The following is a 15362-nucleotide window of genomic DNA, read 5'->3' on the forward strand; positions in this document are numbered from 1 at the left end:
ACGACTACTTGAATGAAAGCGAATTGTCCGGCGACCTCTGACCTGCATTGTTTCTTTTCGTAATAGGAGACATTGATGAAGGACAAGAAAACCATTCTCATCACGGGTGCGGCCTCGGGCATTGGACGTGAAACCGCCCTTCTGTTCGCCCGGAAAGGCTGGTTTGTGGGGTTATTGGATATAAGTGAAGAGGGATTGAAATCACTTCGGGCCGAAATCGGTGATTGCAATTGTCACGCTCAATATATGGATGTGGCCGATCCCGTCAGCGTTCAAGAGGCGGTGGATGCCTTTGCGCAGCTCACCGGCGGCTCGATGCACGTACTGTTCAACAACGCTGGAGTCATCAGTTTCGGGCGCTTTGACAACGTCGACATAGCAAAGCAACTCAGAACCGTGGACGTTAACCTGAAGGGCGTGCTCAACTGCACGTATATGGCCTTGAGATATCTAAAGGCGACACCCGGTGCCAGGATAATAAACATGGCATCCACGTCGGCCATGTACGGTGTTCCCGATCTCTCCGTATATTCAGCGACCAAGCATGCCATGTGCGCCTTGACCGAAGCCTGGGACATCGAATTTGAGCAATACGACGTGACGGTCAGTGACATCCTGGCGCCGTACGTGAGAACTCCTCTATTGGATGTTCCGGATACGGTCTACAGTATTGAGAAAATGGGCGTGAAAATTGAACCCGAAACAGTGGCAAAAACAGTCTGGAAAGCGGTTCACGGCAAAAGGCTCCATCGCAAGATGGGTATTTCCACTTATCTTCTCAACGCGCTATTCTGGGCGGCCCCGTTCCTGAGAAGACCGGTAGTGAAGTCCCTTACCATGCCTCCAGATTGATGACCTAGTGAATGTCGTTGATGAAAGTCTCGAATCCTCGTTTGCCCGTGGAAACCACTTTCCCGTCCACCCACGTGATGTCTCCGCTGTGCTCAAGGATTTCGCAGTGGCTCAACACTTCGTCCAGCGCCAGGTTGATGCCGAAGCCGTTTAGCAACTGAGGCTGGAAATGTCCGTGCGCGATCTCAACAGGTGTCATGGGCTGGGAGCCTACAAGGCCCAGGATGTCCGAGCACCGCTGTATGTGGTGTTGGATCAATTCATCGCACCGGACACTAAGGGTCAGCACATTGCACCGGCCATTGGAAAACAATCTGTGGGCCGGCAACCCCACCAGTCCGGGAACTCTTCTCGAAACTTCACGCAATCTTTTCACTGACCGGATGTACGCGCGCAGACCATAGAGCTGGGCTGCTTCATCATAGCGGGAAGGCAGCACCCTTTGTGCGGCCTCGAAGTGCTGCTCTCTCGTGGGGTGTGGCGTAATCTCGGGGAGAATCATGTCGCCGGTCAACATCACTTCATCGTCGATGACAAAGGCAAGGCAGTCCGGCGAGTGCCCGGGAACGTGGAGGACAGATATCCCCTGACCAAGATCGTAATTCTCGTCACAAATGGGGGTAACATTAAGCGTCTCCCGCTCTCTGTGGTAGTCATGGCAGTTTTTCTGAGTAAAGCTGTTGGGCATGGGGCAGCGCCAGCACGAAGCGGGGTAATTGGATACTTCGGGCAAGGGCGCTTGGGAGGGCGCAACAGCAGCAAGGGTCTGATACGTTTCGTGAGCTTTGATTTCCACCCCGGCTGCCTGAGTCAAAGCGAACAGGCCGCCGTCATGATCTTCGTGCCCGTGGCTAAGTACCACGGAATCGAGTTTGTTGGCCGGGATGCCCACGAATTCCATCATTTCCATCAGACTTGAAGCCATCCCCCGCCTTCCCGCGTCCACGAGAAAAGGCCTATCCGATGCGATTAGGTAGTTCCAAGTGGGGCCCACGTCCCAGTCGCCCGAGTACACATTCTTCGTGGCAAGTGCAAAAATATCGCGGCCGGTGGATACGGAGATCTTTACGATCATGCCGTTGCGGTATTCATCTCCCGGGTTCACAATTGTAATGCGATCGTCCAGCATTCAAGCCTCCAATGAACCTGACACGAGCCGGTAATCTCCGGCTCTCTGTAAAAGGATACCTTATTCCAGCATGCCCCATGTTTCAAGGGCAGCGCAATGGTGCTAATTAACCTCGAACGGAATTATGCACTGGGCAAAGAAGAGACTGCTTAGCTTTTCATCATCCAGACCTGCATCTTCTACTCCTGTAGGGGCGCATGGCGTGCGCCCGCATTGGGGCGACCACCGGTCGCCCCTACAGGAGCAAGAAACGAGAACAAGCGCGGATACCCTGTGATCGAAGCGATAATTTCCACGGAAGTGGAGCATTCTTTGTAAAGTGAACAATTCCGACTTCGAATATCTCGCTAAGCTAAGCGAATCCTTTCGGCCTGGCAGGCAGGGCCTACCTGATCAATCCCACAGAGAATGCAAGTAGAAACTGCCCTGCATAATAGAGCGGCAATCCCAGGAGTCGGTTTGCGAATTGATTCTTCACGAACCTGTCCCTGGCCACAAAGACATCGGAAAAGTAAAAGCACAATGCCCCGATTAACAATGTCCAGGCTCCTCCGGCTTTCACCGCAGGATTGAGGAAAGCAACCCATGCTGCGGCCAACATCACGCTGATCACTATCACATAGAATAGGACGGGGACCAGCATAGCTCCCAGGTGCGGGCGAAGCCACCAGAAAACCCCAACGCTGGCAGCGGCTATCAGCAAGTGTGCCGGTGTAACCCATGCCGCCGGCTCGGAAAGGCGAGCAAAAGCGACTATGTACAGGATGTGGCCGACCAGAAACGCCACCAGCCCGGCTTTGAACGCCTTGTTGCCCGGTAGGGCCAGACACACGTCCCCTATCAGGCCCCAAACAAGTCCCGCAAGTATCCAGTGATAATATGACTGATCAGGGTGAGGCTGAATCAGAGCAACGGCTACGAAGAGGACAGAAAGCGGCGTTTTGAAAAGAAGGATCGATCGCGGGCTTTCTCTCTTCTCCGCGATCAGAAGTCCCGCCATCAGACCCAGTGCAACCAATAGAATAATAATGTCTATCATCCGACCTCCAACTCTCAGCCTGATGGGCGCTGCCTTAAAGTGTCGTGGCGCTCCATGGCATTCGATCAATTCCCTTTGAATGTGCCTTTGCGTTTCTCGAAATAGGCAGAGACCGCCTCACTGTGGTCTTGAGTTGTCTGGCACAGGATAAACTGGTCGGTCTCCATGTAACTGGCCACGCTATCCAGCGCATTGGTAACCGCGTTGACCGCCTGCTTGGTCATTTTCACCGGCAAAGGAGGCATTTCCGAGACCTTATTGGCCACGTTCATGGCTTGTGACGAGGCCTCGCCTTTTCTCGCCGGAAAATCGGCCAGCCCCCAATTGAAGGCCGTCTCGTTACCGATCTTCTCGGCCAGGATAACTATTTGTTTGGCCCTCGCGGGGCCCACCAGGTGCACGAGGCGGGGGAGCGTCTGCCAGCTCATATTCATGCCCAGACCCAATTCCGGCACCCTGAAAAAAGCACCGTCAGCCATCACCCTGAAGTCGCATGAAACGGCAAGTGAGACGCCTCCGCCAATGCAATGGCCCTCGATGGCCGCTATGGTAACCTGCTGCATTTCTTCCCACGCGCGGCACATTTTAGGCCCGAACCCCACCAGCCTTCGCCTTTCTCCCAACGGGGCCTGCGTGGCCTCGATCACTTTAGGATCCCGCAGGTCCAGTCCCGCGCTGAAAGCTGTTGGGGAACCGGTCAGAACCACCACGGTGGTGTCGAGGTCGTCCTCGAAAGATCGGGCCGCCTCGGTAAGTTCTCTCATTAGGTCTAAAGACAGGGCATTGAGGTTGTCCGAACGATCGAATTTCACAACGGCCACCGGGCCTGATCTGTTGATTTCAACGTGTTTCCAGTCCATGTGAACGGCCTCTTTCTTAAAGACACGGGTCGGATTGGGTATTGATCGAAAGCGTCGCGCCGGGCACAGAGGTATTGGCCGGAATCAAACTCGCCCCTGAATTCCTGATTACCTTTGAACTCGAATATACCATTGAACCGAGCAAACCAAACGCTGTAAAATTGCCGCCCCCATCAGGTCGCGCAAGTACGGTATCTCGGCCCTTCGCCGGGCAGGCAACTGCTGTGATACCGATGCCCTTTCCAAGAAGTGACATCAACGATGGCCGGCAGGGACGCCGGCCCTACGAAACCCGGCCAAATGCCATGTGTGCCAAATCATTGATGCCGATGCGCGTTCAAAGATTCGACATCGGGTTAAGTCGGTCTCGCAATGTTCCTCGTATGAAAGCGCATCGGTTTAAGTGAATGATAAAACACTTACCCAAGAACTTCTTTTTCATTGGCTGGAAGTGTGGTATTGGGGCTCAATAAGAACATGACCGGAGATTCCAACATGCGTAAACTAATCGAGTGGACACTGGTTTTTCTCGTTTGCTTGGCGTTTCCACTAAGTGTAGGAGCGGCTCCCGGAAACGTGTCAAAAGAGAAGCCCTGGAAACCCGGTGAAAGCATCGAATTGATAATGGCCAGCGGCGGCACCGGCGGCACGTACTACCCCTTGGCCGGAGGAATTGCCAAGCTCTGGAAGGACGCCATACCGGGAGCGAATGTAACCGTACAGGCTACAGGGGCTTCCGTAGCCAACGTCAGGCTACTCGGGAAGAACGAGGTGGATTTCGCGCTAATTCAGAATGATATCGCCGAGTACGGTCGAACCGGCACGGAATCCTTTGCCGACAAGAAAGAGAAATATACCAATTACGTGGCCATTGGGGCGCTCTATCCGGAAGCGGTGCAAATCGTGGTGCGCTCCAACAGCCCCATCCGCGGAATCGAGGACCTCAAGGGTAAGACCGTGGTGGTAGGCGCTGCGGCTTCCGGCACAGAGCTGGCTTCGCGGCAGATACTGAATGCCTACGGGCTGACCTACGGGGAGAAGAAGGACATCAAGCCGCTCTTCTTGGGGTTTGCCGAAGGCGCCACGGCCTTGAGAGAAAATTCCGCGGACGCCCTGGTGATAGTGGCCGGAATTCCAAACGCGGCTCTGGCCGATGTCCAGACAGTTACACCGATCCGCCTGCTGCCTATTGACGTAAACAAACTCCGCAAGGAACATCCATTTTACGTTGAATTTCCGGTGCCCGCGGGCACGTACAAAGGTTTGGACTCGGACGTGGCGGTGGTCGCGCTCAAGGCGATGCTCGTGGTACGAGACGAGATCAATAGTCAATTGGTATACGAAATGACCAAGGCCCTATTCGAAAAAGCCGGTTCTATCGGCCATGCCAAGGCCAAGGAGTTCGACGCGAAGCTCGCAGCCCAGGGCGTCACAATACCCTTTCATCCGGGAGCAGCCCAGTATTTCAAGGAGAAAGGAATCGAGACCAAATTACCGTAACCGTGTGCTTGTGGGTGCGGGGATTCTGTCTCTAGCCGTCTTATGCTACCCCGTAACATCGCTCACTATCCACCGAGCCGGAGAGAGCTGTCCCCTCTGGGCTATTCCTGCTTCCGTGGGCGCAAAGTTTAGCCTCACGTGGATTCATACGGTTAGCAAACGAGCGGTCGCTGAAACTTACGTAATTGATGGGGACGGCCGGATCTGCTTGACGGAGATGGTTTTTGACCACGAAGGCCCCGGCTTGCCGTCCAACCCGGAACCGGGAACCATATGGCGAATGCAAGACGGGAGGGTGAGCGTTACAGGGTACTCTCGATGCCTGGAGGAACTGAACCTCGGGGTCTCGCCGTTCGGCCATCGCCTGGAGACCGGCCTTCGGGACTGCAACCTGGTGAGCGAGGTAGGCCCTGATCGCCTGGCACGCCTGGCGTTTGAACGGGTTCCGCTGATCTTGATTGTCTTTGCCGAGGTTTGGCAGTGGCGGCACAGCCTGAGCAGATCCTGAAACCTAATCCAGACGTGCTCCAGGCACTGGATCGCGAATCCGCATTCCGGCGGTTGCGAGGTCCGTGGGCGATAATCGTCCTGCTCGCCAGCGTTGGCCTGGCCTCGTTCCAACTATTCACCGCTGCCACACTCCCACTTGCGCCGCAATTACAGCGCTCGATCCATCTGGCCCTGGGGCTGGGGCTCATATTCCTCCTGTATCCCGTCCGCAGCCGAGATTTTCATCGCGAGGCACCGCCCTGGTATGACGTGCTGCTCGCTCTCGCGGGCTTGGGAGCAGGCTTCTATCACGTGATCTTCTATCATGAACTCCTGGCCAGAGCCGGAGTCAACACCACCGCGGACTTTGTTGTGGCGGGGATTGCGGTAATGCTGGTGCTGGAAGCGACCCGCCGAGTGGCCGGTTGGCCCATGATCATTGTAGCTTCAGCCTTTCTGGCCTATGCCCTTTGGGGCAACTACCTCCCGGGACTGTTCGCACACCGGGGCCTGTCTCTACAGCGCGTGTTGGAGCATTCGTACCTCGGCCTGGAGGGAATCATGGGGATTCCCCTTGGAGTGTCGGCCACCGTGATATTCATCTATCTTCTTTTTGCCCAGGTGCTGGAGAAAACGGGCATTCGTCAATTTTTTATAGATATCGCCATGGCGCTGACTGGAAGGAGCCCTGGAGGTCCGGCCAAAGCGGCGGTGGTTTCCAGCGCTTTCGAGGGGACCATTTCAGGCTCGTCCATTGCCAATACCGCGGGCTCCGGCTCTTTCACCATTCCCATGATGAAGAGCCTGGGTTATCGTCCGGAGTTTGCAGCGGCTGTGGAAGCCTCCGCATCGACGGGCGGCCAGATCATGCCACCGGTCATGGGAGCGGCTGCCTTTGTCATGGTTGAGTTCCTGAACATGTCGTACATCGACATTGCCAAGGCTGCGGCAATTCCGGCTGTCCTTTACTTCACCGGCGTTTTTCTCATGGTGCATTTCGAGGCGCTTCGAGAGGGGCTGAAGGGATTACCGAGCCAAAGTCTGCCGAAGCTGACGGAAGTCATGCTCAGACGGGGTTACCTTATTTTGCCGCTGGTGCTGATCTTCTGGCTGCTGGATTCCGGTTTCAGTGCCGCGAAGGCTGCGGTCTGGTCCATGGCTCTGGCCTTGGTGCTGGGATTCTTCAGGCGAGACACCCGGATGGGGCTGCGGGACCTTTTCCGGATCATGGAATCGGCCGCGCGGTCCGCTTTGCCGGTTATCGCCGCGTGCGCGGCTGCGGGGATCATTGTCGGGGTGGTGACCTTGACGGGTATCGGTCTCAAGCTGTCGGCCAACATGGTGGACCTTGCAGGTGACCGACTGCTCCTGGCCCTTGTGTTCACCATGTTCGCGTCCCTGGTCCTGGGAATGGGTATTCCTACCACGGCCACGTATATAGTCCTTGCCACCATGGCAGCGCCTGCCTTGGAAAAGCTGGGCGTGGCGCCTCTTGCAGCGCATCTGTTCGTGTTCTACTTCGGGGTCGTGGCCGACATCACTCCGCCTGTAGCCCTTGCAGTATATGCCGGGGCTGCCATCGCGAACTCCAATCCGTGGAAGACCGGGATCGAGGCGGTGAAGCTCTCACTGGGCGCTTTCCTGGTACCGTACATCTTTGCCCTGTCGCCCGTAATGGTCCTGATAGGAGCTACACCACTCCACGTTGCGCAAATGCTGTTGACCTCCGTTCTCGGCATGACTGCCCTGAGCGCGGGGGTGGCAGGCTATTGGACCGTCAGCCTCTGGCGCACGGAGCGGCTGGCTCTTGGGGCTGGGGGCCTTCTACTGATAGATCCAGGCGTGCTGACCGACTTCTTGGGGGCCGGAATCGTGGTGGGGGTGTATCTGTTTCAGCGGAGACGCGCGACGCGAAGTGCGAAGACAGTGGAGGATTGACGCTGCTATACTGGTTGCCAAAAGTAATGTCCGTTTGGCCACGAGATGATCAGTCTGGTTTTCAGACCGTATCGACGGGACCTACTTTGCCAGAGCGTTGTAACGCCCGTCGTTCCCGCGAAAGCGGGAACCCAGGAAATCCCGCGTGCCGCGGGACTGGATTCCTGCTTCCGCAGGAATGACGGAATGGGGTGCTGGCAAATCGGACAAAAATTGTGGCAACCACTATAGTCGGTAGGGTTCAAGGGATCTGGAGCCCTAGTGCCTCAGGCCAACGCCCGCGCGCCTCACCTTCAGGCCTTCTTTCGTTGTGCAGGATGACCGGGATTCACTGGGAGGACGATGCGGAATCGAGCGCCCGACGGGCTTTCCTCAAGAGTAATGCTTCCGTGGTGAGCAACCGCGAGCGCCTGAACTATGGAAAGGCCCAGGCCGGTGCCGCCGGACTGCCTCGCTGTGGTGAAAAACGGAGTGAAGATCCTGTGCGCATCTGACGCCGACACTCCCGGGCCGTTATCCTGAACCGTGATTTCAACCTGATCTTTCCCCGCATCTGTTTCGTGATGCGCTGAAACATGAACGTGAGCCGCCGGACTGCCATGCTGCCTGGCATTATCTACCAGGTTTGACAGGATGGACTCCAACACCTCTGGTGCCATTGCCACAGGTGGCAGTTGTGGCGGCGAATTAAACGTCACGTTAAGACCGTCGCAGCAGAACCTGTGAGCAACCCGGTCGAAAACTTCAGGCACCGGGGCCTGTTCCGCGCCCGGTTGCACCACATCGGCTTTGGCGAGATCCAGGAGTCGTCCGACCAGCCTTGCCAAACGATCTGCGTCCTGTTCCAGTATATGGAGGAAGCGGTCGCGATCCTCGTGAGACATGTCCGCGAAGTGATCCTTGAGCAGCTCCACTGTCCCCCGAATAGAAGTGAGAGGGGTCTTGAACTCGTGAGACACGTTGGAGGCAAATGTGCGTATATAGTCCGCCCGCTTTTCCTGCGTGGCAGACATCTGAGCCAGTGCCTTCGATAATTGGGCCACTTCGTGCGTGCCGGGGCTGCTCAGGGGAACCGTCACCACGGCCTTATGACTTAGAGTAACCTCTTCAGCTTGGCGAATGAGGGCTTTCACCGGCCTCGTGATCAGAAGAGTAGTCAGAGCGGTCACAGCGAATACCACCAGAAGAATGACCGCACCACCACCCACGAGATAAGATCTGTTGACATGGAGTGCCTGGGACAAGCCCAACGGAGTCCTCGACAACAATACCGCACCAACCAGCCTGTCGCGTTCGATAACTGGCATGGCCACAAAAACCCTCACTCCGCTGCGACGACTGATCGACTCGACGGGAGGACTGGGCCCTTCGCCAACCCGAGCCCTGAGCACACTGACATGGCGTCCCGAAATCGCTCCTCGGAGTTCCTCCTGGCCCATCAATGATTTTCCCAGGTCCCCCCGCGTGGATGCCACCACCACACCTCGAAAATCAGTGACCCTGATTCCGCTGAGGGTGACTCTGTGCGCGGTCAACAACACGGGCGTGAGCCGTTTCCCCACCAATTGAGCCACAGGGTCTGCGGGCGCTTCCGGTTCTCTGGCGTCGGGGGCTCGAGGATAGATACGGTCCTTGGCCATGTCCAGCAAGGCATCAATCGGCGTCCAGGGACCATCGGGGTCCTTCGGATCGGCCGGCTTTGGAGGGAGAGCGATGCCGTAGTTGGAGAGGCCGGAACTCACTACGCCCGCGGCTTCTCCTGAACTCAGGGACCTCAAGAGTTCCGTACGGTAAATGGATGCTACGAAAGCCCCCTGCGCGTTCAGTTCCGTTTCGGTGCGACGTATCAGTTCGCTTTCGTAGAGTCGCAGAACAGCGATTCCGCCGAGCGGCAAAAGGAATATGAGCAGATTGACTACGAACAAGACACTCGCAAGGCGGGGACGCCAACGCATCATTTGCCAGCTTTCACACAGGGCCCGAGACGGTAGCCCAGTCCGTGGACGGTTTCTATGGGGTCCGCTCCAGCCTGGGCGAATTTCCCGCGAACTCTGCGAACGTGGCTGTCAATGGTTCGGTCAGTCACTATATTGTCGTACGTGTACGCCGCGGAAATCAACTCGTCGCGCGTGAACACCTTGCCCGGATAGCTCAGGAGCGTACGGATTATGCCAAATTCCGTGACCGTGAGCACCACTGGTTTCCCGTCCCAGTGAGCCTCGAATCGGTCCAGGTCGAGTTCCAGGCTGCCATGAGACAGGATGTTTTTCGTACCCGGTTTCTCGTCAGAATCCGCGGACGGCTGAATGTTTTCAGCCCGTCTAAGAACCGCTTTCACTCGGGCCACAAGTTCCCTGGGACTGAAAGGCTTGGTGACATAATCGTCACCGCCCAATTCCAGACCAAGGATGCGATCCACTTCTTCGTCTCGCGACGAGAGAAAAATGATCGGCGTCACGGACTGCAAGCGGATTTGGCGGCACACTTCAGTCCCATCCATCTCCGGCATGAGGATGTCCAGAACCACGAGATCGGGGCTCAAGGAGAGGAATCGCTCCACCGCTTCCCGGCCGTTGGAAGCTTGAGCTGTTCCGAAGCCCGCGCTTTCCAGCGCGAAACGGACCACTTCACGAATGTGGGGATCATCGTCCGCGATGAGAATCAAACTGGGTTTGCTCATACAAAGTTCCGTTCAACGGTGCTGGGACATTCCTTGGGTGAGTCGACTTCTTTTCACTATATTACCCTGCGCGGGCGTGGAACAACAATCGTTTCCTGCATTGATTGTTTCGGCGGGGACGAATCACCCGGAAGAGCAACCTCCGCGTTCCGCACGGAGCCATTCCAGACGTTGCTGCGTAAGGACACGGCATGAAGGCTGTCTCAAAAGTACCCTACGACCTCCAATGGTGGGACGACGGCCTGTAGGGGCGGGGTTTATCCCCGCCCGTCCTGTGAGGCCCGGTATAGCGGGCGGGGATAAACCCCGCCCCTACATCTCCGCGCTCTCTGCGTCCGCTGCGGTGAACTGCTTTTCCGCCGATGGCTGCTCACTCCTTTCTTGCACCAAATTTGCACAAAATTTCCACGAACTCTCCATATCCTTGTCATCACCGTTGCACATTCGGGTGGCATGTTCACCACAGGAAGAGCCTCGATAGCGGCTGCCGCTGAGGTAATATCAAACAGGGGGTGCATCATGATGAAGAGAATTTATGCAATCGTTTTCATTTATCTTTGTACGGCTGCGACCTGGATTGCTCTGGGCACTACGGTTGACAAGCGCACTGAGGATTACGACAAGAAGCTCCGCGGGGCTGTCGGAGAACTCTGGGGTACGAAGCTAAAGCAAGAGGCGCCGGCGATCTGCACCAATGATAGTAGGAGCCGGCCCTATCTTCAGGCAAGCAACCTTGATGTCGACCTGAGCTTCGAACCTCGACAGAAAGGATTGCTCTGGTATTCAACCTATCGTGTGAAATTCGGAGGGAGATATCAAGTGATCAACCCGACGGAATCGCCCATATCGGTCACCTTCAAATTTGAACTCCCCTCCCAAAAAGCCATTTACGACGATGTCAGATTGCTTGTGGGCGGGCAGGCAATTCCGGACCTTCCCATCCAAAATGGCAAATTGACTAGAGAACTATCGTTGGCGCCGGGGCAGACGGAGTCCGTTGAGGTCGGCTATGTGACAAGCGGAATGGATGAATGGTGGTACGATTTCGGTTCCAGCGTTAATCAGATCAAGAACTTCTCGCTGACCATGAATACTGACTTCGCTCAAGTCGATTTCCCCGAAAACAGCATTTCACCTACCAGTAAAAAGAAGACCGACAAGGGGTGGCAACTTCAGTGGACGTACACGAACCTTTTGAGCAGCGTCAAGATAGGCATGGAGATGCCGCACAAGCTGAACCCCGGACCGTGGGTAAGCCAGGTGAGTTTCGCGGCTCCGATCTCTCTTTTTCTCTTCTTTTTCGTCCTTTTTCTCATATCTACGGTTAAGCAAGTCAGAATTCATCCGATAAACTATTTCTTTATCGGAGCGTCCTTCTTCAGCTTTCACCTGCTGTTGGCATATCTGGTAGACCACATTTCCATCCACGCTGCCTTCGTCATCGCTTCGGTCGTTTCTGTGGCCCTAGTAATTTCTTACATGCGCCTTGTCGTCGGGAAACGATTTGCCTTTCTCGAGGTCGGAATCTCCCAATTCGTGTTTCTGGTGCTTTTCTCGTACAGCTTCTTCTTCAAGGGATATACCGGGTTGGCAATAACAGTCCTCTGCATTGCCACTCTGTTCCTGATAATGCAAATCACGGCCCGCCTTGATTGGGATGCTTTATTCAGCAAGGAGAGCCCACCCTCCCCACGAGACAATCCTGGCGACGCGCAGCCGGCCTTATAGGAAGCTATGGGCTGCCGGAATGCGCCTCAATCTGAAAGTCTCTGACCAAACTTCAGGGCGTAATACGAGGAATCCAGCCGAAACACACCATTATTAAACAGAGGCGTTGCCGGCCGAAGACAGTGTACGAGGAGTGAGCGCCTCCCACATGGAACAAAAATCTCCGGATTCGGCACCGTCTCGCGGGTCCAAGAAAGGAAGCTAGGTATGGAAAATCGTCGAGGCATCAACTTCTTGGCGTCTCTCAAGAAGTCCCCTTTTGCGCGAATTCTGTTGCTGGGATTCTTGGTGTTGTTGCTGCACGTACCGGCCGCGATGATCAAGGATGTGATACGGGAGCGCCAGTCCACGCGGCACGAGGCGGTGGAAGAAGTGACGGGCAAATGGGGGCGAAGCCAGATCGTCGTCGGTCCCTCAATTACGGTCCCATTCGTAAGGAAATGGACAGAGCAAACTAAGACGGGCGAGACCAAGACCCGTTCCGAGATTAGATACGCCACTTTCCTGCCCGAAAGTCTGCACTGGTCGGGAAAACTGGACAGCGAAGTAAGGTACCGCGGGATTTTCAAAGTTCCCATATACCGCATGGCTCTGACGTGTACCGGCCAGTTCGCTCGGCCTGACTTGTCACAATGGAAAGTGGCGTCACAGGACATCCTGTGGGACCGTGCCTATCTGTCGACACGCGTCTCGGACGTGCGAGCTATCGCGAACAAGGCAATCCTGAACTGGAATGACAAGAAAATGGAGTTCCTGCCCGGCGCAGGTGAAGCCAGCCCGCAAAATCCGGGAATTCACGCGGATTTGACAGGCCTATTGCGTGCAGATAGCCTTAAGTTCTCTTTCACTCTTAATCTCAATGGGAGTGAGAAAGCGCTCTTTGCACCTTTCGGAAAGGAAACGCGGGTGGATTTGGAGTCAAACTGGAGCGATCCTAGCTTTCAAGGGTCCTGGCTCCCTTCACAACGCACGGTTAATCAACAAGGCTTCAAGGCAAATTGGACCATCCCCTTTCTGGGAAGAAACTACCCCCAGAAATGGACCTCCGCGGAACCTATGGACAAGGCCATTACGGCTTCCCTGTTTGGCGTCAGTCTGATATCACCTGTGGACCATTACCGAATGGCCGAACGAAGCACCAAGTACATGACGCTCTTCCTTTCTCTCACCTTCATCACTCTCTGGCTTTTTGAAGTACTCGCCAAGATCCGTATCCACGCGGTCCAGTATCTTCTTGTCGGCGCGGGCATGTGTCTGTTCTACCTCCTGGAACTATCTCTGGCTGAACACATCGGATTTACCGTGGCCTACGCTATTGCGAGCTTTGCGATTGTTGCGCTTACTTTCTCCTACTGTATTGCTGTGTTGAAGAGGGCATCGCGGGCCATCATTGTTGGAACCGTGGTGACCATTTTGTACAGCTACCTGTATGTGCTACTGAGAGACCAGGACTATGCCTTGCTGGTAGGTTCAGCCGGATTGTTCGTGGTTTTGGCCGTCATCATGTTCATGACAAGAAAGGTGGACTGGTATGCCTCTCAGGAATAATCCTATCCGGGGATGGTGGGATAGCACTTGAATTCAGACGCGACACGACGACTCCGCGACGCGGGTTTAAGGTATGACCGATGAGACTCTCATTTGCTGTTTTGAAACTTCTAATAGCCCTGGCGCTGCTCCCTGTCGCTTTGGACTGGAGATCTCCCCTCCTGGTGGATGTCCGCGTGTGGGCGCTGGCGGGATTGATCGCCTCAACGTTACTTCTGATCCTTGCCGAAATCTGGGCGCTACGATCTTCCCGCCCTGAGCAGCGGGCGGTTAGGGCAATCAATGTCCTGGGGCTGCTCGTAGCTTCAGTGGCCTTGGGTAGCACTCTGTATCTGGAAGCCCGCTTCAACTGGGCTCGATACCAGGTCCTGCATGCAGAGCCCAACCAACTGGAAAAGTTGGGGCGCCATGTGATTGTGGGTTACCGCAGCCTCGGGGAAGTTCGTGAGCTGGTCAGGCTCCGCGCTGTCGCGGGCATCTTCCTTTCGGGTCACAACGTTCGCGGCAAGAGCGCTGGCGAGATCCGGAAACAAATCCAATCGCTCCAGCGAATACGGAAGGAGCAAGGTCTGCCGCGTCTGTGGATCGCCACAGACCAGGAAGGCGGTATTGTCTCGCGGTTGTCCCCGCCGCTGAGTAGCATGCCCGCGCTATCCGAGATCGTGGAAGGCGCTTCGGACACGGCTCAGCGTGAGGAAGCTGTCAGGCGATTCGCGGGCACACAGGGACGCGAACTCGCGGACGTTGGGGTGAACCTGAATTTCGCTCCGGTGGTGGATTTGAACCATGAGCTTAACAATCCTGACGACAAGTACACACGCATTTCTCAACGCGCCATATCGAGCGATCCTGCTGTGGTGACGCGGGTAGCCGCGTGGTACTGTGCCGCCCTTGAGGAGGCCGGCGTGCGCTGCACCCTAAAGCACTTTCCCGGCCTGGGCAGGGTGTTGGAAGACACCCACCTGAACCATGCAAACCTGAGAGCCTCCCCTGCGGAACTAAGTACAACGGACTGGGTGCCGTTCCGTACGCTGATGAATCAGACCGGGGCCTTCACCATGCTCGGCCATGTAAGGTTGACAGCGGTAGACAGTGATCTTCCGGCTTCCATCTCGCAGCGGGTAATCACGGGCATCCTACGCGAGGCTTGGAAGCATGACGGGGTGTTGATTACCGACGACTTCGGCATGCGTGCCATTTATCACAGCAGCGCAGGTATCCAAAACGGAAGCATTGAAGCTCTAAATGCAGGCGTCGACTTGGTCCTGATAAGTTGGGACCCCGATCAATACTACTTTGTGATGTACGCTCTGCTGAAAGCCGACCAGCAAGGGAGACTGAACCGGGAGGTTTTGGGTTTGAGCGATCAACGGCTGGCCAAGGCGATCCAGACCATTCGACAATGATGCTTGATGCAAGAAGGCCTGCCAGCGTACCTCAGGCGACACCCTCTGCACCGATTCCCAAAAGTAATTTCCGATTGCCTGCGGGAACCGGTAACCTACTCAACGCCCCCAAATTAAGTGGTTTCCCCCCGACGGGTGCCACTGCTGGCTTGCCCAGCAGTGCCTGCGATGGAAGCACAGCTGGACAAGCCAG

At 55.8% G+C, this 15362-nt stretch carries 12 protein-coding genes; 7 read left to right on the top strand and 5 right to left on the bottom strand.

Annotated features, from left to right (window positions below; all coding sequences use genetic code 11):
* Positions 1 to 75: 75 nt before the first annotated feature.
* Positions 76 to 852 carry an SDR family oxidoreductase gene (locus tag HY913_07620; protein MBI4963127.1) on the top strand — a complete coding sequence of 259 codons (777 nt, stop codon included), beginning with the start codon at positions 76 to 78 and terminating at the stop codon, positions 850 to 852.
* 4 nt (positions 853 to 856) lie between these two features.
* Here the strand turns inward: HY913_07620 and HY913_07625 are convergent, their stop codons facing one another.
* From HY913_07625 to HY913_07635, 3 genes are all read right to left on the bottom strand, one after another.
* Positions 857 to 1981 carry an MBL fold metallo-hydrolase gene (locus HY913_07625; GenBank protein ID MBI4963128.1) on the bottom strand — a complete coding sequence of 375 codons (1125 nt, stop codon included), beginning with the start codon at positions 1979 to 1981 and terminating at the stop codon, positions 857 to 859.
* A gap of 385 nt (positions 1982 to 2366) precedes the next feature.
* Entirely contained in the window at positions 2367 to 3020 is a 654-nt protein-coding gene (locus HY913_07630) for a lysoplasmalogenase (GenBank protein ID MBI4963129.1), read from the bottom strand.
* Positions 3021 to 3085: 65 nt separating this feature from the next.
* Positions 3086 to 3880 carry an enoyl-CoA hydratase/isomerase family protein gene (locus HY913_07635; protein ID MBI4963130.1) on the bottom strand — a complete coding sequence of 265 codons (795 nt, stop codon included), beginning with the start codon at positions 3878 to 3880 and terminating at the stop codon, positions 3086 to 3088.
* Positions 3881 to 4375: 495 nt separating this feature from the next.
* Here HY913_07635 and HY913_07640 point away from each other — a divergent pair, with 495 nt between their 5' ends.
* From HY913_07640 to HY913_07650, 3 genes are all read left to right on the top strand, one after another.
* Complete coding sequence (locus tag HY913_07640; GenBank protein MBI4963131.1) at positions 4376 to 5380, top strand: TAXI family TRAP transporter solute-binding subunit; 1005 nt, start codon at positions 4376 to 4378, stop codon at positions 5378 to 5380.
* A 115-nt stretch (positions 5381 to 5495) separates the two neighbouring features.
* Entirely contained in the window at positions 5496 to 5888 is a 393-nt protein-coding gene (locus tag HY913_07645) for a DUF1850 domain-containing protein (protein MBI4963132.1), read from the top strand.
* A 14-nt stretch (positions 5889 to 5902) separates the two neighbouring features.
* Entirely contained in the window at positions 5903 to 7807 is a 1905-nt protein-coding gene (locus tag HY913_07650) for a TRAP transporter permease (protein ID MBI4963133.1), read from the top strand.
* A gap of 293 nt (positions 7808 to 8100) precedes the next feature.
* Here HY913_07650 and HY913_07655 read toward each other — a convergent pair whose 3' ends face one another.
* Positions 8101 to 9765, bottom strand: a complete 1665-nt coding sequence (locus tag HY913_07655) for a HAMP domain-containing histidine kinase (protein MBI4963134.1) — start codon at positions 9763 to 9765, stop codon at positions 8101 to 8103.
* Positions 9762 to 10487, bottom strand: a complete 726-nt coding sequence (locus tag HY913_07660; protein MBI4963135.1) for a response regulator transcription factor — start codon at positions 10485 to 10487, stop codon at positions 9762 to 9764. Before HY913_07660 ends, HY913_07655 begins: the two co-directional genes overlap by 4 nt.
* A 519-nt stretch (positions 10488 to 11006) precedes the next feature.
* Between HY913_07660 and HY913_07665 the strand changes: the two genes are divergently transcribed.
* From HY913_07665 to HY913_07675, 3 genes are all read left to right on the top strand, one after another.
* Positions 11007 to 12215, top strand: coding sequence for an inner membrane CreD family protein (locus HY913_07665; protein MBI4963136.1), 1209 nt, complete (start codon positions 11007 to 11009; stop codon positions 12213 to 12215).
* A gap of 207 nt (positions 12216 to 12422) precedes the next feature.
* Positions 12423 to 13763, top strand: coding sequence for a cell envelope integrity protein CreD (creD, locus tag HY913_07670; protein MBI4963137.1), 1341 nt, complete (start codon positions 12423 to 12425; stop codon positions 13761 to 13763).
* 80 nt (positions 13764 to 13843) lie between these two features.
* Positions 13844 to 15169, top strand: a complete 1326-nt coding sequence (locus HY913_07675) for a glycoside hydrolase family 3 protein (protein MBI4963138.1) — start codon at positions 13844 to 13846, stop codon at positions 15167 to 15169.
* Positions 15170 to 15362 lie beyond the last annotated feature (193 nt).

Source organism: Desulfomonile tiedjei (assembly GCA_016212925.1).
Classification (GTDB): domain Bacteria; phylum Desulfobacterota; class Desulfomonilia; order Desulfomonilales; family Desulfomonilaceae; genus JACRDF01.

Excerpts from the sequence above, each read along its gene's own strand:
- HY913_07640 (MBI4963131.1), top strand. The coding sequence starts at position 4,376 with ATGCGTAAACTAATCGAGTGGACACTGGTTTTTCTCGTTTGCTTGGCG.
- creD (MBI4963137.1), top strand. The coding sequence starts at position 12,423 with ATGGAAAATCGTCGAGGCATCAACTTCTTGGCGTCTCTCAAGAAGTCC.
- HY913_07625 (MBI4963128.1), bottom strand. The coding sequence starts at position 1,981 with ATGCTGGACGATCGCATTACAATTGTGAACCCGGGAGATGAATACCGC.
- HY913_07665 (MBI4963136.1), top strand. The coding sequence starts at position 11,007 with ATGATGAAGAGAATTTATGCAATCGTTTTCATTTATCTTTGTACGGCT.
- HY913_07635 (MBI4963130.1), bottom strand. The coding sequence starts at position 3,880 with ATGGACTGGAAACACGTTGAAATCAACAGATCAGGCCCGGTGGCCGTT.
- HY913_07620 (MBI4963127.1), top strand. The coding sequence starts at position 76 with ATGAAGGACAAGAAAACCATTCTCATCACGGGTGCGGCCTCGGGCATT.
- HY913_07655 (MBI4963134.1), bottom strand. The coding sequence starts at position 9,765 with ATGATGCGTTGGCGTCCCCGCCTTGCGAGTGTCTTGTTCGTAGTCAAT.
- HY913_07675 (MBI4963138.1), top strand. The coding sequence starts at position 13,844 with ATGAGACTCTCATTTGCTGTTTTGAAACTTCTAATAGCCCTGGCGCTG.
- HY913_07660 (MBI4963135.1), bottom strand. The coding sequence starts at position 10,487 with ATGAGCAAACCCAGTTTGATTCTCATCGCGGACGATGATCCCCACATT.
- HY913_07630 (MBI4963129.1), bottom strand. The coding sequence starts at position 3,020 with ATGATAGACATTATTATTCTATTGGTTGCACTGGGTCTGATGGCGGGA.